The 26,763-nt window shown below is 63.1% G+C and carries 17 protein-coding genes; 8 read left to right on the top strand and 9 right to left on the bottom strand.

The annotated features are described in order from the left end of the window. Positions 1-18: 18 nt before the first annotated feature. From M1E16_RS12045 to M1E16_RS12055, 3 genes are read right to left on the bottom strand one after another with little or no spacing between them, the layout of a single operon-like run. On the bottom strand, positions 19-1,065 hold the full coding sequence (locus M1E16_RS12045; RefSeq protein ID WP_458130033.1) for a TauD/TfdA family dioxygenase: 1,047 nt from the start codon (positions 1,063-1,065) through the stop codon (positions 19-21). An 18-nt stretch (positions 1,066-1,083) separates the two neighbouring features. After that, a complete protein-coding gene (locus M1E16_RS12050) occupies positions 1,084-4,512 on the bottom strand; it encodes a condensation domain-containing protein (protein ID WP_458130034.1) in 3,429 nt (1,142 codons plus the stop codon). 6 nt (positions 4,513-4,518) lie between these two features. Further along, positions 4,519-5,496, bottom strand: a complete 978-nt coding sequence (locus M1E16_RS12055; RefSeq protein ID WP_458130035.1) for a TauD/TfdA family dioxygenase — start codon at positions 5,494-5,496, stop codon at positions 4,519-4,521. A gap of 252 nt (positions 5,497-5,748) precedes the next feature. Between M1E16_RS12055 and M1E16_RS12060 the strand changes: the two genes are divergently transcribed. The 3 genes from M1E16_RS12060 to M1E16_RS12070 all read left to right on the top strand — a co-directional run bounded on the left by M1E16_RS12060 (position 5,749) and on the right by M1E16_RS12070 (position 10,081). Then, positions 5,749-7,812 (top strand): TonB-dependent receptor, encoded by a 2,064-nt coding sequence (locus M1E16_RS12060; RefSeq protein ID WP_458130036.1) that lies wholly within the window; start codon positions 5,749-5,751, stop codon positions 7,810-7,812. 108 nt (positions 7,813-7,920) lie between these two features. Next, positions 7,921-9,330: a diaminobutyrate--2-oxoglutarate transaminase gene (locus M1E16_RS12065; protein ID WP_458130037.1), complete on the top strand. Its 1,410-nt coding sequence runs from the start codon at positions 7,921-7,923 to the stop codon at positions 9,328-9,330. A gap of 130 nt (positions 9,331-9,460) precedes the next feature. Beyond that, positions 9,461-10,081 carry a TetR/AcrR family transcriptional regulator gene (locus M1E16_RS12070; protein WP_458130038.1) on the top strand — a complete coding sequence of 207 codons (621 nt, stop codon included), beginning with the start codon at positions 9,461-9,463 and terminating at the stop codon, positions 10,079-10,081. A gap of 131 nt (positions 10,082-10,212) precedes the next feature. On the opposite strand, the gene M1E16_RS12075 is transcribed toward M1E16_RS12070, so the two are convergent. Beyond that, positions 10,213-11,673, bottom strand: a complete 1,461-nt coding sequence (locus tag M1E16_RS12075) for an efflux transporter outer membrane subunit (protein ID WP_458130039.1) — start codon at positions 11,671-11,673, stop codon at positions 10,213-10,215. A gap of 219 nt (positions 11,674-11,892) precedes the next feature. Between M1E16_RS12075 and M1E16_RS12080 the strand changes: the two genes are divergently transcribed. The 3 genes from M1E16_RS12080 to fabF are packed head-to-tail and all read left to right on the top strand — an operon-like array spanning position 11,893 to position 17,344. Continuing rightward, positions 11,893-13,002, top strand: a complete 1,110-nt coding sequence (locus M1E16_RS12080) for an efflux RND transporter periplasmic adaptor subunit (protein ID WP_458130040.1) — start codon at positions 11,893-11,895, stop codon at positions 13,000-13,002. Continuing rightward, positions 12,999-16,061 carry an efflux RND transporter permease subunit gene (locus M1E16_RS12085; RefSeq protein WP_458130041.1) on the top strand — a complete coding sequence of 1,021 codons (3,063 nt, stop codon included), beginning with the start codon at positions 12,999-13,001 and terminating at the stop codon, positions 16,059-16,061. Before M1E16_RS12080 ends, M1E16_RS12085 begins: the two co-directional genes overlap by 4 nt. Next, complete coding sequence (gene fabF, locus M1E16_RS12090; protein ID WP_458130042.1) at positions 16,058-17,344, top strand: beta-ketoacyl-ACP synthase II; 1,287 nt, start codon at positions 16,058-16,060, stop codon at positions 17,342-17,344. The genes M1E16_RS12085 and fabF overlap by 4 nt, the downstream gene beginning before the upstream one ends. 7 nt (positions 17,345-17,351) lie before the next feature. On the opposite strand, the gene M1E16_RS12095 is transcribed toward fabF, so the two are convergent. From M1E16_RS12095 to M1E16_RS12110, 4 genes are all read right to left on the bottom strand, one after another. After that, a complete protein-coding gene (locus M1E16_RS12095) occupies positions 17,352-18,566 on the bottom strand; it encodes a multidrug effflux MFS transporter (RefSeq protein ID WP_458130043.1) in 1,215 nt (404 codons plus the stop codon). A gap of 76 nt (positions 18,567-18,642) precedes the next feature. Next, positions 18,643-19,569, bottom strand: coding sequence for a sugar ABC transporter substrate-binding protein (locus tag M1E16_RS12100; protein ID WP_458130044.1), 927 nt, complete (start codon positions 19,567-19,569; stop codon positions 18,643-18,645). Positions 19,570-19,650: 81 nt separating this feature from the next. Next, positions 19,651-20,442, bottom strand: a complete 792-nt coding sequence (locus M1E16_RS12105; RefSeq protein WP_458130045.1) for a TIM barrel protein — start codon at positions 20,440-20,442, stop codon at positions 19,651-19,653. Next, positions 20,439-21,461: a Gfo/Idh/MocA family oxidoreductase gene (locus M1E16_RS12110; protein WP_458130046.1), complete on the bottom strand. Its 1,023-nt coding sequence runs from the start codon at positions 21,459-21,461 to the stop codon at positions 20,439-20,441. Before M1E16_RS12110 ends, M1E16_RS12105 begins: the two co-directional genes overlap by 4 nt. A 195-nt stretch (positions 21,462-21,656) precedes the next feature. Between M1E16_RS12110 and M1E16_RS12115 the strand changes: the two genes are divergently transcribed. Further along, entirely contained in the window at positions 21,657-23,657 is a 2,001-nt protein-coding gene (locus M1E16_RS12115) for a sigma-54-dependent Fis family transcriptional regulator (RefSeq protein WP_458130047.1), read from the top strand. Positions 23,658-23,678: 21 nt separating this feature from the next. Here the strand turns inward: M1E16_RS12115 and M1E16_RS12120 are convergent, their stop codons facing one another. Then, the gene (locus tag M1E16_RS12120; protein WP_458130048.1) at positions 23,679-24,980 is read right to left on the bottom strand and encodes an SDR family oxidoreductase; all 1,302 of its coding nucleotides are present in this window, start codon (positions 24,978-24,980) and stop codon (positions 23,679-23,681) included. A gap of 148 nt (positions 24,981-25,128) precedes the next feature. Here M1E16_RS12120 and treA point away from each other — a divergent pair, with 148 nt between their 5' ends. Then, positions 25,129-26,733: an alpha,alpha-trehalase TreA gene (treA, locus tag M1E16_RS12125; protein WP_458130049.1), complete on the top strand. Its 1,605-nt coding sequence runs from the start codon at positions 25,129-25,131 to the stop codon at positions 26,731-26,733. Positions 26,734-26,763: the final 30 nt, after the last annotated feature.

A 26,763-nucleotide genomic window follows, 5' to 3' on the forward strand; every position in this document is an offset into this window, starting at 1 on the left:
GGGTGGCCTCGTTGAATGTCAGACGGCAACGTCGCTCGACAGCAGGGCTTCAGCCATGCCGGTCATGATGGCGCGCTTGCCGGTAAAGGGTTCACGACCGTGCACAGCAAGCATGTTGTCGATGAACAACACGTCCCCCTGTTGCCAACTGAACCGCACGAGCGAGTCGAGGTAGGCCGCGCGCAGTGATTCCAGTACCTGTGGCTCGATCGGTTCGCCATCGCCATAAAAGGTGTTGGTGGGCAGGTCGAGGTCGTTGAAGTTGTTTTGCAGCGAATCGCGGATTCGCGCCGGCAGGGTACTGATATGGAAAAAAGTGGCGTGATTGAACCAGACCTCCTCGCCGGTGCGCGGGTGGCGCACCACGGCCGGCCCACGTTGGCGGGTGCGCAAGCGATTGTTGTCTTTCCATTCCACTTCGATGCCGACGCTGGCGCAGTAGGCTTCCACTTCGCTGCGGTCTTCGGACTGGAATACGGTCTGCCACGGCAAGCCAAAACCGTCACCGTAATTGCGAACGTACAGCACGCCTTTTTCCCGGAACCGCGCTTCGATCTGCGGGCTGATCCTGGCTTTCACGGCGCGGGTCGAGCCGATCGGTGTTTCGCCACCGGTCTCGGATGGCACTTGGCAGTAGAAGAACAGCCGCAACGGGAAGCGCGGCGAGTAGGAGTGTTCGTTGTGGGGGAAAATCATCTGGTCGGCCGGGTAGTCGGTCGACGTGTAGATGTTGCCGCCGACCCGGGTCCGGGGCGAGGCGCGGAACATGTATTCCAGTGCCCCGGGGGAGAGAGCGGCGATCACCTGGTCGAACTGCTCGACGGACGCAATATTGAAGCCGCGAAACAGCAGGGCGCCATACTGCAGCAGTTTCTTCTCAAGCGCCTCGCGTTCTCGGGCGGCCCAGGCCACCAGATCGACACCGCTGACCGCCGGCTCGATCACCAGGGGCAGGGCGTGGTCCGGGCTGAGCAGATGCTCGGTGACCAATTGTTGTTCCGAGACGCTCATGGCTTTGCGACGCACGGCGCCAAGGGCGCGTGGCGATGGGGGCACGATAGACATAATTGGCATCCGACTCGGTTAAAGGGACAAGGAGCGACGTTTGGCTTGCATCATCTGGCCGCGACCGGCCAGCGCCTGGGACTGTTGCCGCTCACGGGCAAAGGCCTGGTCCCAGCCGTCGATGCGCTCGGCCAGCGTCGGCAACGGCTCGTCCAGCAGGGTGGGCAGGTGTTCCAGCAGGCATGTCCACAGATGTTGCAGGCGCAAGGCACGATCCCGGTCAAAGTACTCGCCGCGATACTTGAGGGTCGCCGCGAGGCCTTCGCCGCCATGCACCAGGTCGAGCACCAAATGGAAGTCTCCCGGTGCCTGTGCCACGTCCAGCGCGGACAACCGCGCGCCGGCGATGGTAGCCGGGGTCACCCGTGACGGTTGATAGTTGAGCTTGACCTGGAACAGCGGCGAGTGACCGGGGCGGCGCTGCGGCGCGAGGGCCGAGACCACCAGGTCGAAAGGCAGGCCTTGATGGGCGTAGGCCAGGCGCGCTTCATCACGAACCTGCTCAAGAAAACCGGCCAGGGTCGCTTCGCCACGCAAGTCACAGCGCAGGGTCAGCTGGTTGACGAAGAAACCGATGACGTCGTTGTGCTCGGCCAGTGGCCGGCCGCTGACGTCTGTGCCCAGCAGGAACTGCTGTTGGCCGCCCAGCTGCTTGAGTACCATTTGGTAGCTGGCCAGCAGCAGCATGAACAAGGTCATGCCTTGCTCACGTGCCAATGCTGCGAGTCGTTCGCAGTCGGCCTGGGGCACGTTGAAGTCCAGGCTGTGTTCGCCCGGGGCCTGGCCGTTGCCGCCCAGTTCCAGGGTTTGAGGCATGCCGGCCAGGTGTTCGCGCCAGAAGTCCTGCTCGCTGGCGATCCGCTGTTCGCTCCAGTGCCGGGCTTCCCATCGGGCGAAATCGAGGTATTGCCCCGGGAGCGCGGCGTCCGTCGAACCTGCGAGTTCCGCCAGCAGCACTTGCGCCGACCGTCCATCAAAGGCGATGTGGTGCAGGGTCAGCAGCAGGTCATGCTGTTGCTCTTGTCGACTGAGCAGTTGTGCCCGCAGCAGCGGGCCGGCTTGCAGATCGACAGGGGTGGTGTGTTCGTGGGCCAGGCGCTCGCTCAGCGTCTGTTGTTGCTGCGCTTCATTCTGTTCGCGCAAGTCGTGATGGACCAGCGCTACCGCCGTGGTCGGCAACGCCTGTTGCTGTGGACCCGCGAGGCCGTCGCGGTACACCGTGCGCAACACGCCGTGACGCTCGATCAGCGCGTTCAGGCGCAGGGCCAGCGTCTCGATGTCCAACGGACCCTGCAGGCGCAGGTGCAATACCAGGTTGTGCCGGGTGTCGTCCGGGTTCAGCTGGCGCAGGAACCACAGGCGACGCTGGGCGAACGATTGGTGACCCTGGCTGAGGTCGGCCGGCCCGGTCGCAGCCTCCGTCGTCGGCGCCGGCTCATTCAAGAAGTCTTGCAGGGCCAGTGCCCGCCGTTCCAGGGTGGTTTCTCCGAACAGGTCCTGGATATCGAGGCTCCAGCCCAGGTCCTTGTGCAGGCGCGCGGCAAAATCGGCCACGCCGATGGAGTCCAGACCCAGGCCGATCAGGCTGAGATCGAAGTCGACGGGTAAATACGGATTGACCGCATGAAGCGTCTGTTCCAGCCATCGGCGGCAGGCTGCCAGGGCCTGTTGCGACGTTTCGGTCGCCAGGCGCTTGAGCTGCGCAAGGTCAAGGGCCTCGCCGTGAGCGGCAAGCGTTCCACCGTTCCGGGCGATGATGCTCAACGTGCCCGCAGCCAGTTGCTTGCGCGCGCCTTGACGGGCGATCTTGCCACTGGTGGTCATCGGAATGGTGCCGGCTTGTACCAGCACAATCTGGTCGATACCGCAGTCGGCGGCTTCACGCACAGCGTTTTGCATCGACGCGAACAACGCCGGATGATGCGCCGGGTCGACGAACTTGCGCTGCGGCTCGGCGACGATTACCAGTTTCTCGCGCCCCAGTACCGGGTCCATTTCCGAGAAGGCGGCAATGCGTCCGGTACGGATGCCTGGCTCGGCGTCGGTAATAGCGAATTCGATGTCGTGGGGGTAGAGGTTGCGCCCATTGAGGATCAGCAGATCCTTGAGCCGTCCGCAGATCACCACCTGGCCTTCATGCATGAAGCCCAGGTCGCCGGAGCGCAGGTAGTGGTCCGATGAACCAACGATCTGTGCCGTAAAGGCTTCGCGCGTGGCCTCGGGATTGTTCCAATAGGATTCGGCGTTGCTCGGGCCCTGGAGCCAGACTTCGCCGATGCGATCGGCGGCGCAGCGCTCGAAGGTCTGGGGGTCGACGATGGCGATGCTGTGCAAGGCTTGCGGATAACCGCAGGCGACGAACTCCACGGCAGCGGCATCGGCTGCCGCCAGCGCCACGCGGCCAGTCTCCAGCACAGCCTTGTCCAGGCGTAGCACCACCGGCAGGGCGTCGGCCGGCGTGGCGCTGACACACAGGGTCGCTTCGGCCTGGCCATAACCGGGGCTGATGGCCAGCGGGTTCAGACCACACGAGGCAAAGCGCTGGGCGAAGGCTTCGAGGGTGCCGGGGTGGATCGGTTCGGCACCGTTGATGGCATGCTTCCAGGCGCTGAGGTCGAGCTGCGCGATCAGGTTGTCGCTGACCACGCGGTTGCACAGCGCATAGGCAAAATTGGGGGCAAAACTGGCGCTGGCGCGGTAGCGACTCAGCGCCTGCAGCCAGGTCGACGGCGCGTTGACGAAGGTCTGCGAAGCTATCAGGTAGCACGGCATGCCGCTATAGAGCGGGGCCAGCATACCGCCGATCAAACCCATGTCGTGGTACAGCGGCAGCCAGTTGACCATGGCGCCGTGCTCGTTGAAATCGTAGGCCTGGCGCATCAGCTCGACATTGGCGAGCAGGTTGCGTTGACGCACCTCGACGCCTTTCGGCGAGCCGGTGGAGCCCGAGGTGTATTGCAGGAAGGCCACGGTCGAGCCGTCGATGGCCGGGCGCTGCCACTGGCTGGCCGGTGGCGTGCCCAAGTCCTGGACGGTCAGCACATCGACCTGACCCTCCACCAGTTCCAGCAAGCCTTCGCAGTAGTCCGCCGGGGCGAGAATCAGCGCCGGCTCGGCATCCACCACCACGTTGCGGACGCGGTCGAGGTGACGCGGCTTGCGCGACGGCGGTGGGAACAACGGCACCGCGATCAGGCCAGCATACAGGCAGGCACAGAAGGCGCGGGCGTAGTCGAGGCTGCTGGGCAGCATCAACAGCACCCGGTCACCGGGCGTATAACGCGCTTGCAGTGCCGCCGCCAGGGAACGGGATTGTTCGTGCAGTTGGGCAAAGGTCAGGGTTTCGCCGATCTCTACGCCGTCCAGCAGAAAATGCAGGGCGGCACGTTGAGGGAAGCGCTGGGCGTTGGCTTCCAGCACGTCGATCCAGTGTTCGAATGAAGACATTGCAATTCACGCCATGGCCACGATGACTTTGCGGTCACCGGTGAAAGGATTGCGACCGTGTGCCACCAGTCGGTTGTCGAGCATCAGGATGTCGCCGGGCTGCCAGGGGAAACTGATCGCAGTTTCGCGGTAGACCTGGCGCACGGTGTCGAGCATGTCGTCGGCAATCGGCGAGCCGTCGCCGAAATAGACATGGCGCGGCAGGTTCTCTTCGCCCACCGCGGCCAGGAGGCTGGCTCGTACCCCGGGTTCGATGGCCGAAACATGGAACAGGTGCGCCTGGTTGAACCAGACCCATTCACCGGTCTCGGGATGCTGCTGCACGGCGGCGCAACGCTGGCGGGTGCGCAGGTCACCATCGGTCTTCCATTCCCACTCGATGCCGTTGTCCTGGCAGTAGCGCTCGACCTGGGCGCGATCCTGGGTATTGAAGACCTTTTCCCAGGGCAGGTCCAAGGCGCCGCTGTAGTTGCGTACATAAAGCAGCTCACGGCTGGCGAACTGCTCGCGGACCTCGGCGGGCATGCGCTGGTAGATCAGGCGACTATCGGCAATCGGGGTCTCGCCGCCGGTTTCACTGGCCTTGATGCAGTGGAACCAGATGCGCGACGGCCAGGGACGGGTGTAGGCCTGTTCGTTGTGCAACGGGATGAATTGATGGGCGGGATATTCGGTGGAGCTGTAGACCCCGGCGAAAACTTTGCTGCGCGGGGTGGAGCCGAATTCGTAGCTGGCCAGTGGCGCGCCGAAGCTGGCGGCAAAGCGCTTGAAGTCGATGGGGGTGGCAACGGTGAAACCACGAAGCAACACGCCTCCAACCGTCGTCAGGAGATCAGGCAGAGTGTCGCGAATCGAGGCGTCCAGATCGTGGATCGACTGACCCGAAGCTGCCTGTACCAGCACCGGTAAAGACTGTGTGCCTCCCTCCGCGGGAACCATTGAGGCAGGCGTAGAACGCCTGTCCACGTGTTCGATCGAGGTCATCCTTGTACATCCTCTTTTTATCTTCTTCGACTCGTCACAAGACCTTGAAAAACAGCGCAGCGGTCGGGTGTGTGGGACTCGTCTGTAATGTATCGGAACAAATACAAGACGGCATACTAGGTGCAAATGAGAGGGATTATCAATACTGTTTATTTATATTTTTTTTTCGATTAGACTCCGCTTCGCTGGCACCAAACAGGCGTCAGGCCGACTCAAAAACCAAAAAAAATATCTGTCGCAGGGGAGCGGGGCGTGAACTTCAAAAAAAATACAATTGCGTTGGCTGTGGGGTCGGCCATCGGCCTGAGCAACGGCGCATGGGCGGCTGAAGAAGCCGGCAAGATGGAGATCGCTCCTATCACCGTAACCGGTGAAAAGATCGACCGCAGCCTCGAGAAGACCCAGTCCAGCGTCGTGGTCGTCACCGACAAGAACCTGCGTGAGCACGGCGACAAGGACCTGGTGGATGTGTTTGCCCGCACACCCGGCGTCTTTAGTCAGGCCGGCAATGAGAACTGGGGTATCCGTGGCGTGCCGGTGTCCGGTTTCGATGACCAGGGCCCGGCGACCCTCAACGGCGCGGTCTCGGTGTACGTCGACGGTGCCGTGCAGCCGAACCGCGCGCTGACCCTCAGCCCGGTCCCGCTCTGGGATGCCGAACAGGTCGAGGTGTTCCTTGGCCCGCAATCCACCACTCAGGGCCGTAACTCCCTGGCCGGTGCGGTGGTTATCCAGACCAAGAACCCGACCTTCGAACCGAGCTTCTCGGCGCAGACCAACGTAGGCAACTACGGTGAGCATGGCGCGGCTGTGGCGGGTGGCGGGGCCATTGTGGATGACAAGATCGCCGGCCGTATCGCCGTGGATTATTCCGACGGTGACGGCTACATCCGCAACACCACGCTCGATAAAGACGCCAACCCGCATCGCACCAGCAACGCCCGCGGTAAATTGCTGATCCTGCCCAATGACGACACTGACGTCTTGCTGACTTATGCCCATAACGAACATCGCCAGGGCGACCGCTCGACGATGCGCGGCGCCGATGGCAAGCCGAGCTATTACGACATCGCGTCCAATACCGAGGCCTTCGACAACCTCAAGCAGGACACCCTCAGCGCCAAGGTGGACTACCGGCTGAACGATGCCTGGACGCTGACGAGCATGACCGCCAATACGAGTACGGACTACAGCGCTCGACTGGATTTTGACCAGAACGCCATTGATAACCAGGTCGTTCTACGTAAACAGGACGGCGACCTGTTCAGTCAGGAGCTGCGTTTGAATTACGCGTCCGACACGGTGAAAAGTTTCGTTGGTGCCTACTATGGGCGTAACACCAACAACTTCCACGACCGTTTGTTGTTCGATGACGAACTGTTCGGCACGGTCAAGGGCGATACCACGATCGAGAACAAGGCGGTGTTCGGTGAAGTCAACTGGACGTTCGCACCGCGCTGGACCTTGATCACCGGTCTGCGTTACGACCACGAAACGAACGACACCGACGTCAAGCAGGATGATTTCTCTGCACCGGCCAAAGTCAACAAGTCGTTTGATGCCGTACTGCCGAAACTCGGTATCGACTATGAGCTGGCCACGGACCAATACCTCGGTTTCATGGTGCAGAAAGGTTATCGCGGTGGCGGTGTCAACCTGCGCTCCGGTAGCGGCCACCAGGCCTACGATCCGGAATACACCACCAACTACGAGCTCTCGTACCGTGGCTCGTTCTTCGACAAGACCTTGCGTACCCGCGCCAACCTGTACTACACGGATTGGAAAGACCAGCAGGTCAGCGTTCGGCGCAACGGCAGCAACTTCATTGATGTCTTCAATGCCGGTCGCAGTGATGTCAAGGGCCTGGAAGTCTTCGTCGAAAAAGACATCAGCGAACAGCTGACGCTGAACGTCGGTGGAGCCGTTACCGATAGCAAGTACAAGGACTTCGTCACCGGTGACGGCCAGGACATGAGCGGCGAATCGTTCCTTTCATCGCCGAAATACAAGGTTTCGGTGGGCGGTGTCTATCGCTTCGACGATCGCCTGATATTCGGTACGGACGTTGTCTACCAGAGCACCGCGCCTTCGGAGTATGAGTTCGATGCCAGCGGCAAGGTCACCGGCGAGCGCCGCAGCGATAACTACGTGCTGGTGAACTTCAACACCGAATACAAAGTCACCAAGAACGTCGCGGTCTCTGCCTACGTGAAGAACGCATTCGACAAGGAATACGTCACCAACAACCGCAGCGACGACATTATCGACGTTGGCGCACCGCGCACGGTGGGGATGATCCTGCGTTACGACATGTAAACCCATGGGCGCGGGGAGGCAATCTCCCCGCGCCTGTCCTGCAACGTTCCGGATGTTTGTTTCCAGGCTGTTCGTTCCCTTCCAAACCCAGCCTCCATGGAGGAAATCATGAGTGCTTTTTCGAATGTCACAGCAGGTGGCGCGCAGCAGCTACGGCTGTTGCACACGGGTCTGTCGAGTCCTTATTGCCTTGATTCGACACCGCTGCTGGAGCGCCAGCAACAGCAGGAATCCAATGCCCGCAGTTACCCGCGCCGCATTCCGCTGGTGCTGGAAAGAGCCCATGGCATTTACGTGCAAGACAGTCGCGGTCAAGTGTTCGTCGATTGCCTGGCCGGTGCCGGCACCCTGGCGCTGGGGCACAACCACCCGGTAATCATCGAAGCCATCACTCAGGTCATGGCGGCCGGTGTGCCGATGCACACTCTGGACCTGATGACGCCGGTGAAGGACGCATTCGTCCAGGAAATTTTCGCTTGCCTGCCCAGCGAGTTTGCTCGTAACGCACGCATCCAGTTCTGCGGCCCGAGCGGCGCCGATGCGGTCGAAGCCGCACTCAAGCTGACCCGCACTGCTACCGGACGGCATTCGATCCTGGCGTTCGAAGGGGCCTACCATGGGATGACCTTGGGTACGCTGGCGATCAGCGGCAACCTGTCGCCGAAAAATGCCCTCGGCGCCCTGATGCCAGGAGTGCAGCGCCTGCCGTTCCCGCACGATTATCGTTGCCCGTTCGGGGTGGCCGGCGATCAAGCGGTCACGTTGAACGTGCGTTACCTCGAACACTTGCTCAACGATCCGGAAAGCGGGGTGACCGCGCCAGCAGCGATGATCCTGGAGCCGATCCAGGGGGAGGGCGGAGTGATTGCCGCGCCGGACCGCTGGCTGCAAGAGCTTCGCCGATTGACCCAGGCCCATGGCATCCCGCTGATCGTCGACGAGATCCAGTGCGGGATTGCCCGCAGCGGCCGCATGTTCGGCTTCGAGCAATCAGGGATCACGCCGGACGTCATCACCCTGTCCAAAGCCATCGGTGGCGGACTGCCGTTGTCGGTGATGGTCTACAACGACTCGCTGGACGTCTGGCAGCCGGGGGCCCACGCCGGTACGTTCCGCGGCAATCAATTGGCAATGGCGGCGGGCACCGCAACCTTGCGCTTTATCCGCGATGAAGGCCTGGTGCTGCATGCCGAGACAGTGGGCGCTCGCTTGCGCAAACACCTGGAAGCGCTACAGAACGAATTCGCCTGGATCGGCGATGTGCGGGGCCGTGGGCTGATGCTCGGCATGGAAGTCGTCGATCCGCAGGGCGCGCTGGATGTGCAGGGGCATCCCCCGGTGGATACGGCGCGGGCCAAGGCCTTCCAGCAAGCCTGCCTGAAGCACGGCTTGATCGTTGAACTGGGTGGACGCCACGGCGCAACGGTGCGCTTCCTGCCGCCGCTGGTCATCACCGAGGAGGAAATCGATTTCGTCGCGAAAATCCTCTTCCAGGCAGCTGCTACGATCAACCGATAGGCCTCTCGAACACAGGGTTTGCCGACGTGCGCCGGCGAGCCCTGGCTGGAAGCATCCGCATTGCTTTTGTGACCATATTCTGAAGAGGTCATAAGTTGTCAGCATCCTTTTGGTTGCGTAAGCTGCCTCCATGAACCAGCTATCCTCTGCATCACCCAGCGCGCGCGGCCCCGTCGATCACGATATTCGCGATCAGATTGTCGCGGCCGCCAATGAACACTTCAGCCAGTACGGTTATGGCAAGACCACGGTTTCCGACCTGGCCAAGGCCATCGGTTTTTCCAAGGCGTACATCTATAAATTCTTCGATTCCAAGCAGGCGATCGGCGAGGCTATCTGCGCCAATTGCCTGTCGAAAATCGTTGCGGCCGTCGAAGAAGCCATCCGGGAAGAAGGGCTGTCGGCGACGGAGCGTTTCCGGCGATTGGTCAAGACCGTGATCGCGACGGGCGTGGACCTGTTCTTCAATGAGCGCAAGCTCTACGACATCGCCGCGTTCTCGGCCTCGGAGCGCTGGCCCAGTTCACAAATCTACAACGAGCAGATCAAGAGCTTCGTCCTGCAGATCGTCCGGGAAGGTCGTGAGCTCGGCGAGTTTGAGCGCAAGACGCCGCTGGACGAAACCGTCGAAGCCATTCACCTGGCGCTGCGGCCGTTCGTCAATCCATTGCTGCTGCAGTACAACCTCGATTTTGTCGAGGAAGCGCCCACGCTCACTTCCAACCTGATCCTGCGCAGTCTTATGCCCTGAGCTAGAGGTTCACAGAAAAAGGGCTGCTGCGCAGCCCAGCGGGAGCAAGCTCCCTCGCCACGGATTTGGTGAGCACCTCAAGTGAATAGTCTTACCTGATATCGCCAATTAGTGACCATTTCAAGGAATGATCACCGGGTTGCCACGGGCGTTTCCTCAGGCGGTTGCCAGCCACCGCCGAGCGCCCGGAAAGCCGCGACTGCCGCCCGTGCCGATTCCGTTCGCGCCTGCGCTCGGGTGTCGGACGTGCGCAGCAGCGTCTCGTCGGCATTGAGCACATCGATCAGGCTGGCCGTACCTTTCCGGTAGGCGATAAACGTCGATTCGCGAGCCTGGGTCAGCGACGTTTCCCCTTGAGCAAGAGTCGTCGCCTGGGCTTCGCGGTTCACCAGGGCGCTGAGGGCGTTTTCAACCTCCTCGGTGGCGCGCAACACCGACTGGCGATAAGCCGCCAGTGCTTCGGCTTCCTGGCCCTTGGCCTGTTCGATCTGCGCGTTGATGCGGGCGAAATCGAAGAGCCTCCAGCGCAGCCCCAGCACACCCGCCGACTGGCTGGCCCCGCCGCTGAAAAGATTGCCGCCGGACACCGCCGTGGCACTGCCGAGCAAGGCGCTGAGGGAGAACTTCGGATAATACTCGGCGACGGCCTCGCCGATGCGTGCGTTGGAGGCTGCCAGGCGGCGCTCGGCGACGATGAGGTCAGGTCGACGTCGAAGCAGGTCCGCAGGGGTTCCTGTCGTCGCCATCGGTGGGGCGAGAGGAATATCGCCCACCTGAGCCAATTGCGGGCGATGGGTGCCAGGCGGCGTGCCGAGCATCACATCCAGCGCATTCATGGCCGCGTCCAACCCGGCCTGCAAGACCGGCACGGTGGCCTGTACCTCTGACAATTGTCCCTCGGTCTGGCGGACCTGATAGCTGGCGGCCAGGCCTTTGCTGTAGAGCAATCGGACTTTTTCCAGCAGGTCCTGCTGCGTCCGTACCTGGCGGTTCGCGATGTCGAGCCGGGTCTGTAAACCCCGCACGGTGATGTAGACGTCGGCGACCTGCGCGGCAACGGCCAGGCGCGTGGCGACGGCACCGGCCTCAGACGCCTGGTATTCGGCCAACGCCGCCTCGCGCCCGCGGCGCAGGCCGCCGAAGGCATCTATCTCCCAGCTGGCACCGAAATTGAGCTCGTAGAAGTTTCCGTATCGGTCGTAGCCGGGCGTCGAGTCCAGCACCTGGCCGAGCGGGGTCTCGACCGATTGGTATGAGCGCGCGGCCTGGCCACTGATGTTGCCCGAGGGCAGCAAAGCGGCGCTGGCCGCGCCCAGGCCAGCCCGTGCCTGGGTGACGCGCGCCGACGCCTGCGCCAGGTCCAGGTTCTGTTCCAGGGCTTGTTGGATGAAGGCGGTGAGGGTGGGATCAGCGAAGCCTTCCCACCAGTTGACCAGCAGGGTCGGTGCGGCCGTGGAGCGCTGTTCGACCGCAGGCTGGCCCAGGTACCGGCTCGGAAGCGGCGCGGCGGCACGTTGGTAATCCGGGCCGACCGCGCAACCTGCCATGAGGCTGGCACTCACCAGAAGAGAAAGGGGGCGCAGGGGAGGCATCGTATTTCCTTGAGTGGAGATTATTGTGACCATACTAGTTATCGGTCACTTAAAGTCAAATCATCTTGTTCGTAGCGGTTTTTATCTCGTCATTTAGGTCAGGTCGTACGGTGCTCAGAAGAAGGGCGTCCGATCAAATGGTGTTTAGTGACGATTGACAGAAAAGGTCACAAGCATTGAGAATGCGTCTTCCATCCTAGCGTTCAAGTAAGGGACCCTATGCTCCGGCGCCGACCTGTCACCATTGCCGCTTGCTTGTTGCCGCTCGTCCTGACGGCGTGCGGCGAGTCCTCCACCCCCAAGGATCCGCGCACGCTGGCGCCGTTGGTGCGGGTGTCCGAGGTATCGGCGGCGTCCGATACCTCGCGCGCCTTCACCGGCGTGGTGACCGCCCGCGTCCAGAGCGATTTGGGTTTCCGGGTCTCGGGCAAGGTGCTCGAACGTCTGGTCGACACTGGCCAGACCGTCAAGCGGGGCCAGCCACTCATGCGCCTTGATCCCATCGATCTCGGCTTGCAGGCACGCGCGCAGCAGGAGGCCGTCGCCGCGGCCCGGGCACGGGCCCGGCAGACCGCGGATGACGAGGCGCGGTATCGCGACCTGGTCGCTGCGGGCGCTGTTTCCGCCTCGGGCTACGACCAGATCAAGGCCGCCGCCGACACCGCGAAAGCGCAACTCAGCGCCGCCCAGGCGCAGGCTGACGTAGCGCGTAATGCCTCCGGTTATGCGGTGCTGCTGGCCGACGCCGATGGCGTGGTGATGGAGACCCTGGCCGAGCCCGGACAAGTCGTCACCCCTGGCCAAATCGTCGTGCGACTGGCGCGTGCAGGCCAGCGCGAAGCCGCTGTGCAGTTGCCCGAGACCCTGCGGCCCGGCCCCGGCGCAACCGCGCAGGCGAGCCTTTATGGCAACGCCGCCGCGACGGTTAACGCCAAGCTCAGGTGGCTGTCGGATTCCGCCGATCGGGTGACACGCACCTTCGAGGCACGTTATGTGTTGGAGGGCGCGCTGGCCAATGCCCCGCTAGGTTCGACGGTGACGCTGCGGATCAGTCCGGGCACCCGGTTGGGGCAGGCGCTGCAAGTGCCGATCGCCGCGCTGCACGACCCGGGCAAAGGCGCGGGCGTCTGGGTGATCGCCGGTGAACCGGCAAAAGTTTCCTGGCGTCCGGTCCAGCTGCTGGGCCTGAGCGACGACACTGCGCAAGTCTCGGGCGAGCTGAAAGTCGGCGAGCGGATCGTCGGGCTTGGCGCGCATCTGCTACGCGATGGTGAAGAGGTGAGGCTGGCTCAACCGGGCGATGTGCAGGTTGCGGAGAATCGCCCATGAGCTTCAATCTCTCGGCGCTCGCCGTTCGCGAGCGCTCGATCACGGTGTTCCTGTTGTTCCTGATTGCTGTCGCGGGTGTCCTGGCGTTCTTCCAGCTGGGCCGCGCGGAAGATCCGCCGTTCACCGTCAAGCAACTTACCGTCATCACCGCCTGGCCAGGGGCGACGGCCCAGGAGATGCAGGACCAGGTCGCCGAGCCGCTGGAAAAACGCCTGCAGGAATTGAAGTGGTACGACCGCACGGAAACCTATACGCGCCCGGGGCTCGCGTTCACCATGGTGTCGCTGGTCGACCGCACGCCGCCGTCCGAGGTCCAGGAGGAGTTCTACCAGGCGCGCAAGAAGCTCGCTGACGAAGCCATCAAGCTGCCGGCCGGTGTCATCGGGCCGATGGTCAACGACGAGTTTTCCGACGTGACCTTTGCGCTGTTCGCCCTGAAAGCCAAAGGCGAGCCGCAGCGATTGCTGGTGCGTGACGCCGAGGCGTTGCGCCAACGGCTGCTGCACGTGCCGGGCGTAAAAAAGGTCAACATCATTGGCGAGCAGGCCGAACGGATTTTTGTGTCCTTTTCCCATGATCGGTTGGCGACCCTGGGGGTTTCGCCGCAGGAAATCTTTGCCGCCCTCAACGGCCAGAACATGCTCACGCCAGCAGGGTCGATCGAAACCGTCGGGCCGCAGGTCTTCCTGCGCCTGGACGGCGCCTTCGACAAGTTGCAGAAGATTCGCGATACACCGGTGGTGCTACAAGGTCGCTCGCTGAAACTGTCGGACGTGGCGACCGTCGAGCGCGGCTACGAAGACCCGGCCACATTCCTGGTGCGCAACGGCGGCGAAGAGGCGCTGTTGCTTGGCGTGATCATGCGCGAGGGCTGGAACGGCCTCGACCTGGGCAAAGCGCTGGATGTGGAAACCAGCAATATCAATGCGGGCATGCCACTGGGCATGACGCTGACCAAGGTCACCGACCAATCGGTGAACATCGACTCGGCCGTCGGCGAGTTCATGGTCAAGTTCTTCGTCGCGCTGCTGGTGGTGATGCTTGTCTGCTTCCTGAGCATGGGCTGGCGCGTCGGGGTGGTGGTCGCGGCGGCGGTGCCGCTGACCCTGGCGGTGGTGTTCGTGGTCATGGCCGCCACCGGCAAGAACTTCGACCGCATTACCTTGGGGTCGCTGATCCTGGCGCTCGGGCTGCTGGTGGATGACGCCATCATCGCGATTGAAATGATGGTGGTGAAGATGGAGGAGGGCTGCGACCGGATCAAGGCCTCCGCCTATGCCTGGAGCCACACGGCCGCGCCGATGCTTTCCGGCACCCTGGTGACCGCCATCGGCTTCATGCCCAATGGCTTCTCCCAATCGACCGCCGGCGAGTACACCAGCAACATGTTCTGGATCGTCGGCATTGCGCTGATCGCTTCCTGGGTGGTCGCGGTGGCGTTCACGCCGTATCTGGGTGTCAAGCTGCTGCCCGACATCAAGCAGGTCGAGGGTGGTCACGCGGCCATCTACAACACCCGCCATTACAACCGCTTCCGCCAGATACTGACCCGCGTCATCGCACGCAAGTGGTGGGTGGCCGGGACGGTGATCGCAACGTTCTTCGTGGCGATTGTGGGCATGGGCCTGGTGAAGAAACAGTTCTTCCCGACCTCGGACCGCCCAGAGGTGCTGGTGGAAGTGCAGATGCCTTATGGCACATCCATCGAGCAGACCAGCGCCACCACCGCCAAGGTCGAAGCCTGGCTGCAACAGCAGGAAGAGGCGAAGATCGTCACCGCTTACATCGGTCAAGGCGCGCCGCGTTTCTACCTGGCGATGGCGCCGGAACTTCCCGACCCGTCCTTCGCCAAGATCGTGGTCCTGACCGACAGCCAGGAGGCGCGCGAAGCCCTCAAGTTCCGTCTGCGTGAAGCGGTTGCCGAAGGCCTTGCACCGGAGGCGCGGGTGCGGGTGACCCAACTGGTGTTCGGCCCGTATTCGCCGTTTCCCGTGGCCTATCGGGTGATGGGGCCGGATCCGGCGAAACTGCGCGAGATCGCCAGCCAGGTTGAGGGCATCATGCAGGCAAGCCCACTGATGAGGACCGTCAACACCGATTGGGGTCCGCTGGCGCCGACGCTGCATTTCAACCTCGACCAGGACCGCTTGCAGGCGGTGGGGCTGACGTCCAGCGCAGTCGCCCAGCAACTGCAGTTCCTGCTCACGGGCGTGCCGATCACGGCGGTCCGCGAGGACATCCGCTCGGTGCAGGTGGTCGGCCGCGCTGCCGGCGATATCCGCCTCGACCCCGCGAAAATAGACGGCTTTACCCTGGTGGGCGCGACGGGCCAGCGGATTCCGCTGTCCCAGGTGGGCGAAGTCGATGTGCGCATGGAGGACCCGATCCTGCGCCGACGTGATCGCACCCCGACCATGACCGTGCGCGGCGACATCGCCGAAGGCCTGCAACCTCCGGATGTCTCCAGCGCAATCATCAAGCAGCTGCAGCCGTTGATCGACAGATTGCCCAGCGGCTACCGGATCGAGCAGGCGGGCGCCATCGAGGAGTCGGGCAAGGCCGGCAAGGCCATCGTGCCGCTGGTGCCGATCATGGTCGCCATGACGCTGCTGATCATCATCCTGCAAGTGCGTTCGGTCTCGGCGATGATCATGGTCTTCCTTACCGCGCCGCTGGGCTTGATTGGCGTGGTGCCGACGCTGCTGATCTTCAATCAGCCGTTCGGCATCAATGCGCTGGTCGGGCTGATCGCGCTGTCGGGCATCCTGATGCGCAATACGTTGATCCTGATCGGGCAGATCCATCACAACGCCAATGAAGGCCTCGATCCGTTCCACGCGGTGATCGAAGCCACGGTGCAGCGAGCCAGGCCGGTGCTGCTCACGGCGCTGGCGGCGATCCTGGCGTTCATTCCGCTGACCCATTCGGTGTTCTGGGGAACGCTGGCCTACACCCTGATCGGTGGCACGTTCGTCGGCACCATCATGACGCTGGTATTCCTGCCGGCGATGTATTCCATCTGGTTCAAGATCCGTCCCGAGACGAAGAGGGCAGCATGAAAAATCACCAAGGTCTGAAACGAATCGTCGTCACCGGTGTGGGCATGGTCGGGCCGCTGGGTTGCGTCGTGGATGAGGTGTGGCAGCGATTGTTGGCCGGGCATTCCGGCATTCGCAATCTGTCCGTCGACGTCACCGAAGGCACCGGCGTCGCGGTGGGTGGGCAGGTGCCGACCCTTGAAGAGGACGGCGTTGCCGGCTACGACCCGGAGCGCCTCATCGCGCCCAAGGATCGCAAGAAGATGGACCGCTTCATCGAGTTCGCCCTGGTGGCGGCTCACGAAGCCCTGGAGCAGGCCGGCTGGCATCCCGTCGAGGCCATCGATCAGGAGCGGACCGCCACGATCATTTCCTCGGGCGTGGGTGGTTTCGCCACGATTGCCGATGCCGTGCGCACTACTGACAGCCGTGGCCCGCGTCGTTTGTCGCCGTTCACCGCGCCGGCTTTCCTGGCCAACATGGCGGCCGGGCAGGTGTCGATCCGGCATGCGTTCAAAGGGCCGCTGGGCGCACCCGTCACGGCTTGCGCCGCCGGCGTACAGGCTATCGGCGATGCGGCCAGGCTGATCAGGAGTGGCGAGGCGGACATTGCCATCTGCGGTGGTACCGAGGCGGCGATAGACCGCGTGACACTGGGCTGTTTCGCGGCAGCTCGCGCGCTGTCTACCGGGTTCGCCGAGCGCCCGCAAGAGGCCTCGCGGCCGTTTGATCGTGATCGCGACGGTTTTGTCATGGCCGAAGGCGCCGGTTTGCTGGTGATCGAGTCGCTGGAGCATGCGTTGGCGCGTGGCGCCAAGCCCCTGGCCGAGCTGGTAGGTTATGGCACCAGCGCCGACGCCTATCACCTGACCGCAGGACCGGAGGATGGCAACGGTGCCCGCCGCGCCATGGAACAGGCGCTGCGCCAGGCCGGTATCAGCCCCGCCGAGGTGCAGCACATCAATGCTCACGCGACCTCCACCCAGGTTGGCGACGCGGGAGAGCTGGCGGCGATTCGCGCGGTGTTCGGCGTGGACTCCGGTGTGGCGATCACCTCGACAAAATCCGCCACCGGGCATCTGTTGGGCGCCGCCGGAGGCATCGAAGCCATCTTCGCCGTGCTCGCGCTTCGTGACCAGATCGTGCCGCCGACGCTCAATCTGCTTCATCCGGATGAGGCGGCCAGCGGGCTCGATCTGGTTGGCCTGAAGTCGCGGAAGATGCCGATCACCCACGCGCTGTCGAATGGGTTCGGCTTTGGTGGCGTCAACGCCAGCGTGCTGTTCCGTCGCTGGGAAGACTGACGTCGGCTCAGCGGCGCAAGAAGAACAACAGCAGCGCGATCAGGCAGGTCAACGCCTGGATCGCGCCCAGCGTGGTAATGGGCGAAAAGCTCAATACGGAGGCCAGCCAGGTGGTCAGCGCCGCCGCGCCCATGGACAAGAATCCCAGCAACGCCGAGGCCATGCCGGCCTCCTTGCCGAAAGGCCCCATGGTGATGGCGGTGCCCAGCGGGTTCGCCAGGCCCATGCCCCAGAGAAACGTCACCATCGAGACGGCATACCAGCCCAGGCCTGGGTCAGCCGGCCCGACCACGAGCAGGCCACCGCCGAGCATGGCGCAGGCAATGCCCAGCAAGGCGATGGTGCGCGTGCCGTAGCGGTGCGCCAGGCGCGGGGCCGCCATGCCGGCGGCGAACACGACGAACACCGTCGAGGCGAAATACAGGCCGGCTTGCACTGACGTCAGGCCGATGCCTTTCATCAGGATCGCCGGGGCGGCCGCGAAAGAAGCGAACAAGCCGCTCAGCAGCAGGCTCATCGACAGGGCGGGGAGGATAAAGCGCTTGTCTGCCATCAGCCTTGCGTAAGCGCGCACGACGCTGCCGGTGGAGTGCGGCGCCCGGCGATCGGCGGGATGGGTTTCACCAAGATCACGAACATAAAAAAACGCCAGCACCACGGCGGCCAATCCCACCAGGATGAAGATGGCGCGCCAGCCGAGCGTGACGGTCAGGAGGCTGCCGGCCAGCGGTGAAAAACCCGGCGCGGCGGCGGTGGCGACCATGGTCAGCGACAGGGCGCGGGCCAACGTCTCGCCTTCGAACAGATCCCGAGCGATGGCGCGCGACAGCACCGAGGCAGCGCACACGCCCAATGCCTGGACGATGCGTCCGGCGATCATGACATCGAGCGTGGTGGCGAGCCCTGCGATGACGGTCCCGACCATGAACACCGACAATCCGCCCAGCACCAGTTTCTTGCGCCCATAACGATCGGCCAGCGGCCCGACCACCAACTGGCCCAGGGCAAAGGTGACGAAGTAGCTGGAGAGCGTCAGGCCCAGTTCGCGGGCGGTCACGCCCAAGTCATCGCCAATGACCGGGAACGCGGGGAGGATGATGTTGGTGGAGAGCATGCCGATCGCCGCGAGGCCTGCGAGCAGCGCCACGACTCGACCGGTCAGGGGTTGGCTTGATGCGTGCGACGGCGAGACCGCTATCGCGGATGCATTTCCGGTTTCCATGCCCATCCCCTTTTCCAGGCGCTTATGATGATCGTAATATGACGATCATCATCAGAGGCGTCAAGGCAAAAAGGCTCTATTTGTAGCGCTGCTCAAACACCGCCAGTTGCTCAGGCTTGATCAACTGGAACGGTACCCAGATTTCCGGTTCAACCGGCTCGCCCTTGATCATCTTGAGCGCCGCCTGCACCGCGCTGGTCGCCTGGGCCTTGGGGTCCTGGAATACCGAGGCGACCAGCATCCCGCGTTTGATCGCCGCCAGGCCATCAGGCAAACCGTCGATGCCGACAATCGAAATCTCGCCCTTGGCTTTGCCGGCTTGCTGCAAAGCCATGGCCGCACCGATGGCCATCTCGTCATTGTTGGCGACGATGGCATCGAAACGGCTGCCGGCGAGCAGCCAGTTGCTGGTCAGGTCCATCCCTTTGCTGCGTTGCCATTCGGCGCTCTGCTGCTCGACGATCCTGATCTCGGGGAAGTCCTTGAGCACCTGCTTGACTCCTTCGGTGCGGTCATGGGTAGCGTTTTGCGCGAGGTCGCCCATGATGATCGCGAGGTTGCCCTTGCCGCCGAGTTTTTCCGCCAGGTAGCGCATCTGCAGTTGGCCGGCCTCGATGTCATTGGACGCCACCGTGACCACGCCTTTGGGCATGGTGCGCTCGTCCGGGTGGCGATTGACGTAGACCAGCGGCGTCTTGGCTTCGACGGCGGCGCGGGTGATGTTGGCCGTGGCGGAAGTGTCTACCGGCAGGACAATGACCGCATCGACTTTCTGGTTGATGAAGCCCTGGACCTGATTGAGCTGGCGGACCACGTCGCCCTGGGCATCCTCGAACTGGATCTGGACGTTCTCCTTTCTGGCGGCCTCGTCCAGGCCGTTACGCACGTAGGTCATGAAGTTGTCGTCAACCCTGGCGATGCTGACACCGATGCGATAATCGGCGGAGGCCCATTGGCTGAACAGCACCAGCAATGTGGCGAAAAGCAGTGTGCAACGACGCATGATGGTTTTCCTTTTGTTGTTATGGAGTGAACGTCATCAAGTGATGGAAATTTTGCCGCGCGTCTGGCGTCCGCGAGGCGCTCACCCCTCCAGGGTGAAAGCCTGTCTGAAACGCTCCAGTGCTGTTTCGCTGTCACCGCTGGCCCAGCCTTCAAGGCCGACGACACCGCTGTATCCCATGCCGAACAGCGCCCGGGCAATGGCCGGATAGTGAATTTCACCGGTGCCGGGCTCCATGCGACCCGGAACATCGGCGACCTGGATTTCGCCGATGGCGTCACCGGCGCGCTGGATCAGCTCGATCAGGTTTCCTTCGCCGATTTGCGCGTGATAAAGGTCCAGGTTCATTCTCAGGTGCGGGCTGCCTACGGCTTCGATCAGCGCCAGGGTATCGTCGGCGCGGGCGAACGGTGTGCCGGGATGGTCGACTTCGGTGTTGAGATTTTCCAGCAGGAATACCCGGCCGGCGTCTTCGCCCAGGCGGGCGATCTTTTCCAGGGTCTTGCAGGCGCTCAACCACATGCGTCCGGTGGTTCGGGCTACCGGTTTGACCGGCAAGCCCAGATCACCCAGGCCGGTGCCGTGCAGGTTCAGGCTCGGGCAGTTCAACCGGGCTGCGACGGCCAAGGATTCCCCGGCGCTGTCGAGCAGTTGCCGGACGGCCTCGGGATCGGTCAGGTTGCCCGAGATGTAACCGGTCATCGAGGTGAAATCCGCGCCAGTCGCCGCGAGGGCCTGGATGTCCTTGCTCGTCCAGTTCCATATCTCGACGCTGAAACCCTGCGCGTGGATGCGTTTGACCCGTTCGACAAAGGGCAGGTCAAGAAAGACCATCTCGGCGCTGACCGCCAGTTTGAAGGGGATGAAACTCATGACGAGGCTCCTTGCACACGTACCGCTTTACCCTGCTGGAAGGACTCGATGCACGCCCGTGCAATGGCCAGGGCGGCCCGGGCATCTTCACCGCTGGCCAGCGGTTTCTCGCCGCTGCGCACGCAACTGACGAAGTGATTGAGCTCGGCCACGTACGCATCACGCAGCAAGTCGGTGTCCAGGCGTTGGGTATCGGCCTGGACCCCATTGGCCAGATACCGCAGCAAGTCGGAGTCGTTGACGCTGCCCATGGTCAGCATGCCGGCACTGCCGAACACTTCGCCCCGGACGTCGTAGCCATAGACGGCCTGGAAGTTGGCCTCCGCGCTGGCAATGGCGCCATTGTCGAAACGGATCGTGACCACTGCCGTGTCGAGGAAACCTTTCTCTTTGTAGGCGGGTGCAATCAAGGCATCGGCCATCACGAACACCTCGACCGCCTCGGCGCCCGGATTCAGGTAGCGCAGGGTATCGAAGTCATGGATCAGCGTTTCCAGGAAGATCACCCATTGCGGCGAGGCGGCGGGGTTGTTCAGCGCCGGGTCGCGGGTCAGCGAGCGCAGCAGTTGGGGTGTGCCGATCCGGCCGGCGACCACGTCCAGATGAGCTGTGCGGAAACTCCTGGCGAAGCGCCGGTTGAAACCGACCTGGAGCGTCACCCGGGCATCGGCAGCGGCGGCGATGGCGCGGTCGGCTTCGTCCAGCGTGATCGCCATGGGTTTTTCACAGAACACCCCTTTGCCGGCCCGGGCCGCGCTGATCACCAGCTCGGCATGGCTGCGTGCCGGGGCGGCGATCAGCACGGCGTCGATGTCCGGGTCGTCCAGCAGTTGCTGCGGGTCGGCGTAGGTCTTGCGCACATCCAGCTCCGCCGCCAGGCGCGCGGCCTGGCCGGGAGTAGGGTCGGCGATGGCGGCGAGGCAGGCGCCGGGGATGTGCCGGGCGGCGGTCAGGCCGTGAAAACTGCCCATGCGGCCAGCGCCGATGAGACCCAGGCGGATGGTTTTCGAAGTGCTCATGAAATGACTCCCTTTTATTGTTGTTCGCGACGCGCTGGCCGAAACGCCGGTGTCGCCGTACAGCAGGGAGCAACTGCTGTGCCAATATTCAACGTGCTGAATTTAAAGGTTTATTTCTGAGGTTTTGAAAGAGGAATGTTCATTTCGTGGACATGTCTACACTGACATGTCGAAAACCTGAACATAGAGCCGACAATGAATGCACAACCCATGGCCCTGAGCGTTGAAGACCGGGACTATCTGACTGCCCTCGGCCCCGCGTCGTTGAATGGAGGATCAAACGCTGCGCTGGAAGAGGCCTGGCGAGCATGCCTGAACGCCAGCACCGAGCGTCCCGCCGGTGTCAGGCAAGTGATCTGGAATTCCTGGCGGCGCAGCGTCGATTCCGGGCTGGATCCGGAGGACGGCGAGTACCGTTTTGTCGCGCCCGCCGAGCTGACCGCCACGCTGACGGCGAATCGCCTGTTGATTGCCGCCGCCGCACAGGTCATGCGCGGCTTGCTCGCCTACAACCCCAACGGGCATATCAACCTGACCGATGCCGAAGGCACGACCCTGTATTTCTGCGGGCTGGACCTCACGCCCATCGGCAGCCGATTGCTCGAATCGGTGCAGGGCACCAATTGCACCGGGCTGGCGCTGGTTGAAGACCGGCTGGTGTATGTGCTGGCCGAGGAAAATTTCGGCATAGGCCTGCGCCAGCGGCGTATGCATTGTGCCGCCGCGCCTATCCGCGATGCTCATGGCCGGACCCTGGCGATGCTGACCCTGACCGCCGAGCCCGGCTGGTTTCACTTCCATACCCTGGGCACCGTCCAGGCCGCGGCTGAAGCGGTCTCCCGGCAAATGGCGCTGCAGGCACTGCTGGAAGAACAACAGACAGTCCTTGAAGTGCTCAACGAGGGCTTGGTGGTACTCGATGAAACAGGTTGCATCAAGGCTCTCAACCATTACGCCCGGCAATTGTTCCGCGTCGACCATGACTGGTTGGGCAAGCCGTTCCAAAGCCTTGGGCAGACCGAGCAGAGCGGCGTGATCCTGCGAGGGGATGGCGAAGGGGCAAGGGACCTGGATTGCACCTTCGAGCTGCATGACCGCAGTCATCTGGCCTGCCTGGTATCTGTCTGCCCTCTGGAGCAGGGCGGTCGTATCGTTTCGTTGCGCGAGAATCGGCGCATTCGGGAGATTACCCGGCGCCTCATCGGCACCCAGGCCAGCTACACCTTCGAGATCATCCAGGGTCGTTCACGGGCGATTCAGGACGCCTTGCAACTGGGCCGGATCGCCAGTCGCAGTGACTCGACCACGCTGATTCTCGGTGAGAGTGGCACCGGAAAGGAGCTGTTTGCCCAGGCCATCCATAACGCCAGCGAACGCAGTGGCGGTCCGTTCGTGGCGGTCAATTGCGGGGCCATTCCCCGGGATCTGGTGCAGAGCGAACTGTTCGGCCATGTCGAAGGTGCGTTCACCGGATCGGCTCGCGGTGGCTCGGCGGGCAGATTCGAACTGGCCGATGGCGGGACGATCTTCCTCGACGAGATCGGTGACATGGCCTTTGATGCGCAGGTCAGCTTGCTGCGCGTCCTGCAGGAAGGCGAAGTGACGCGGGTGGGGGCGAAAAAATCGCTGCGGGTCAACGTGCGCATCATTGCCGCCACTCACCGCAACCTGAGCCAGGCCGTCGCCGACGGCGCTTTTCGCGAGGACCTTTATTACCGCCTCAACGTGCTGAGCCTGACGGTGCCGCCGCTGCGGATGCGGCGGGAGGACGTGCCCTTGCTGGCGCGGCATTTCCTCGCGCGGTGTGCCCGGTCGCTGCGAAAGCCGATACGTGACCTGTCACCACAGGCGCTGGAGGTTCTCGATGCCTATCATTGGCCGGGGAACGTCCGTGAGCTGGAAAACGTCATCGAGCGCGCGACCAACCTGGCAACCACGGAGCTCATCCAGGCGAATGACCTGGCCCTGGAAATCAGGCAGGGCGGGCGGCCCTCGGCCCGCCAAGCTACTCCTGAACCCAGGGCGGCCCTCGATCTGGGCACGCACGAAATGAATGCGATCATCGCCGCCCTGCGGGACACACGCGGCAATATCCGCCTGGCCGCCCGACAGTTGAATGTGTCCCGGGGCGGGCTGTACAACAAGATGAGCCGGTTCGGGCTCAAAGTCGAAGCGTTCCGCTCGGCGCAGGACTGACCCGAGCGCCTCGCTGTGCGGTCACCTGCGGTCACGCTCCCGACCCAATGCCACCAGGCAACCGCCAAGCAACAGCGCCGCGCCCGCCACCAGCACGGGCGATGGTCGTCGCGCAGGCTTGCGCCAGCCGCCTTCGATTTTACGCGGCCCGCTGGGCGGGTTGAACAGGTTGCCCGAGGATGACGCCAACGCCGGGCTGCGGTTCAGGCCCAGACGCGTCAACCAGCCGGACAGTTGCGGGAAACCGGGCACCAGGAAATGCGCGACCCTCGCCAGTACCGCCGCGCTGCCCACGGTCGTGCTGGGCTTGGGGTTGAGCGCACAGCTGACCATCGCTTCGGCAACCCGCTGCGGGTCGTAGACGGGAGGCGGTGGCTTGAGCGCATGGCCGGTGTAATTGGCGCCGTCGCGAAAGCCCGGCGTGTCGATGACGGCGGGGTAGATGTCGCAGACATGGATGTCCCGGTATTCGCCGAGTTCACCGCGCAAGGCTTCGGACAAGCCGCGCAAGCCGTATTTGCTTGCCGAGTAGGCAGCGGCATAGGGCTGGGCGACCCAACTGCCCAGCGACAGGGTGTTGATCAGGATTCCACGCTTCTGCGCCTTGAAATAGGGCCATGCCACATAGGCGCCCCGCAGGTAGCCGAGCAGGTCGGTTTGCAGGACCTGTTCATGTACCTCAAGCGGCGTTTGCTCGAAACTGCCCACCGCGCCGACGCCGGCATTGTTGATCCAGATATCGATGCGCCCGTCGCCAAACGCGGCGGCCTCGGCGGCTAGCGCCTGCATCTGTTCGCTGCGGGTGACGTCGGTGCACACCGCCAATGCGGCGGCGCCCTGGGCCTGGCATTCGTCGACAACTTCAGCGAGCGCCTCGCGATCACGTGCCGCCAGCACCAGGCGCGCCCGTTGCCGGGCAAACGCCAGAGCGGTGGCACGACCGATTCCGCTGGACGCCCCGGTGATGACCACGAGTTTTTCAGCCAAGGGATGCGATTGGGTCTGAGCAGCGGTAGCGGCGGGGCCCGTGGGCCGGTCGATATCGGGCTGCAAGGGGGTCAACTGCAGGCGCACGCCATCGGCCATTACCAGCGTCAGATCCTCAATGGTGCCGGCGACTCTGCCGGGGTACACCGGCTCGCCCTCGGGGTCGAGCTGGTCGTAGAGGAATGTCTGGCCTTCCAGCCAGCCCACCGCCGTATTCAATTCAGGGCCCAGGTAATACTTTCCATCAAGGAAGAAACCTGGGAAGTGAGGCGCGCGCTCGATGCTTTTAACGGCGTAACGCTCACCGTGCCGCATGCCGGTTGCTGGGGCAATCATGATCAACACCTCCGTCCTGTTGGTCCTGCCATAGAGAGCAGGGGTCAGGCAGGGGTTCCGTCGAGGTGAGGAAAGGCATTTCGAGTGAACCGCGCTCCACCTCGTTCTGTCACTCGTTGGTCAGGAACGACAAATGATGGAGCCGCCGATGCGACCACTGTATTTCCCCAGCCTGTCTCTCGCTGCCGTGCTGTGCACGGCCTGTTCAAGCCAACATCCCGCCATGTGGGGTTATGCTGACGCCCGGGACCGGGCCAATCAGCCGCCCGACCAGATGTACCCCGAGCTGTTCGAAGCCGTGCAGCGTCAGCAGGTGTTCACCGACCAGAAGCATTTTGTCGATGCGTTGCCCAAGCGTGACCCGGCGAAGATCCGTGCCGATTACCTGGCCCGTCGGGAGGGCGCCGACTTCGATCTCGATGCCTTCATAAAAGACAACTTCATCGAATCCGGCCAGGCTGAAAGTCCTGCTCCCGAACCGGGGGCGCCGATCAAGGAGCACATCGATAATCTCTGGCCCGTGCTCAGCCGAACCTACACCCAGGTGCCGCCCTACAGCAGCCTGCTGCCGTTGCCGCAACCGTATGTAGTCCCGGGCGGACGTTTCCGCGAAATGTATTACTGGGACTCGTATTTCACCATGCTCGGTCTGGAGCAAAGCGGCGACAAGGCGCAGGTTCGCCAGATGACCGACAATTTTGCCTACATGATCGACACCTACGGCCATATCCCCAATGGCAACCGCAGCTACTACCTGAGCCGCTCGCAGCCACCGTTCTTTGCTTACATGGTCGAGTTGCAGGCGCACATCGAAGGCGAGCAGGCCTATGGGCGCTACCTTCCCCAGTTGCAAAAGGAATATGCCTACTGGATGGACGGCGCGCAGGCCCTCAAGGCGGGTGAGGCGGTGCAGCATGTCGTCAAGCTCGCCGATGGCAGTGTGGTCAACCGTTATTGGGATGCCAGCGCTACGCCTCGGCAGGAGTCATGGCTGCAAGACACGAAGACCGCCGAACAGGCGCCCCAGCGACCCAAGGAGGAGGTCTGGCGCGACTTGCGCGCCGGGGCCGAAAGCGGCTGGGATTTCAGCTCCCGCTGGCTGGGGGACGGCAAGAACCTGGCGACCATCCGCACCACGTCGATTGTGCCGGTGGACCTGAACAGCCTGATGTTCCACCTGGAGCGCACCATCGCCAAGGCCTGTGAGACGGTGGCGAATATGCCTTGCGTCCAGGCCTATGGGCAACGTGCCGAGCAACGCCAGCGCGCCATCGAGACGCACTTGTGGAACGCCGAGGGTGGTTATTACGTGGACTACGACTGGCAGCAGAACCGGCAACGGCCGGGATTGACTGCCGCAACGCTGTTCCCGCTCTACACCGGACTGGCCTCTGCCGAACGCGCCGATCGTGCCGCCGATGCGGTGCGTCGAGGTTTGTTGCGTCCGGGCGGCATCGCCACCACCCAGGTCAATAACGGCCAGCAGTGGGACGAGCCCAATGGCTGGGCGCCGTTGCAATGGGTGGCGGTCGAAGGATTGGACCGCTACGGACAAACGGAACTGGCCCGGGAAATAGGCAGCCGCTTTCTGAAGCAGGTCCAAGACCTTTATCTCAAAGAGGACAAATTGGTCGAGAAGTACGACATGTCCGGACAGGGCGACGGCGGTGGGGGCGGCGAATACGAACTGCAGGACGGCTTCGGCTGGACGAACGGGGTAACACTGAAGCTGATGAATAAATACGGCGGTTGAGCCGGGCGGGATCGATGCTATTCTTCGCAA

The sequence above is a fragment of the Pseudomonas sp. Z2-11 genome, from assembly GCF_054161305.1.